The organism is Halomonas sp. Cn5-12, assembly GCF_021532545.1.
Lineage (GTDB): Bacteria > Pseudomonadota > Gammaproteobacteria > Pseudomonadales > Halomonadaceae > Vreelandella > Vreelandella aquamarina.
In genome coordinates, this window is record NZ_JAKGAY010000075.1 from 1 (window position 1) to 1,310 (window position 1,310).

The 1,310-nt window shown below is 62.2% G+C and carries 1 protein-coding gene; it reads left to right on the forward strand.

The genetic code is table 11. The features are described from left to right. Window positions 1-99: 99 nt before the first annotated feature. Window positions 100-1,310, forward strand: a 1,211-nt coding sequence (locus L1249_RS17325) for an IS256 family transposase (protein ID WP_228169124.1), incomplete at its 3' end; no start/stop codon positions are given.

The window sequence follows — 1,310 nt, forward strand, 5'->3', positions numbered from 1 at the left end:
GAGTTAAGCTCAGTTCTTGTGTATGGAGGGCAGTAGAGAGGGTGGCGTATCCTGTTGATTGATCTCGCCAGATCACAACCAACATAGGACGGATACGCCATGAGCAATTCTACTCTCCAAGCCGTGACGCAGCCAGACACCGGCGCTACTGATCCGTTGCATGAGCTGCTGCGCAAAGGGGCCCGAGACCTGATCGCCAAGGCCGTGGAGGCGGAGTTGAGCACGTTTCTGGAGCAATATGCCGACAAGACGCTGGAAGACGGCCGCCGTGTCGTCGTCCGCAACGGCTACCTGCCGGAGCGCACCGTGCAAACCGGTATCGGCGACGTCGAGATCAAGGTGCCCCGCGTCCGTGACCGCAGTGGCGACGGGGTGACCTTCAGCAGCGCGCTGTTGCCGCCCTACCTGAAGCGGGCCCGCAGCATCGAGGAGCTGATCCCCTGGCTCTACCTGAAGGGAGTCTCTACCGGCGACTACCAGGAGGCCCTGTCGGCCCTGCTGGGTGACCAGGCCAAGGGACTCTCGGCCAACACCGTGTCGCGTCTCAAGAAGCAGTGGGAGGACGAGCATACCGACTGGCAGAAGCGCGACCTGGCAGACCAGCGTTACGTCTACTGGTGGGCTGACGGCGTGTACAGCAACGTGCGCATGGATGACCGTCTGTGTCTGCTGGTGATCATCGGCGTCACTGAGCAGGGCCGCAAGGAGTTGGTCGTCGTCGAGGATGGGCAGCGTGAGTCAGAGGCCAGCTGGAAAGAGCTGCTCACGGGGCTACGCGAGCGCGGGCTGACGACGGCCCCCAAGCTAGCGGTTGGCGACGGCGCCATGGGCTTCTGGGCGGCGTTGAGCAAGGTCTATCCAGAGACCGAGCACCAGCGCTGCTGGGTCCACAAGACTGCCAACGTATTGAATAAACTGCCGAAATCCGTGCAGCCCAAGGTCAAGGCCGACCTCCATGAGATCTGGATGGCCGAGACCCGCGATGAGGCGCACAAGGCTTTCGATCGCACGGTGAAACGCTTCGAGGCCAAGTACCCCAGAGCCATGGAGTGCCTGGCCAAGGATCGGGAGGAGCTGCTGGCGTTCTATGACTACCCGGCAGAACACTGGGTGCATATCCGCACCACCAACCCGATCGAGTCGACCTTCGCCACGGTCCGCCTGCGGAGCAAGCGCAGCCGGAACTGCGGCTCCAGAGCGACGACCCTGGCGATGGTCTTCAAGCTGCTTCAGAGCGCCCAGAAGCGCTGGAAGCGGATCAAGGGGTTCAACAAGCTGGAGCTGGTCGTGAACAACGTCCAGTTCAAGGA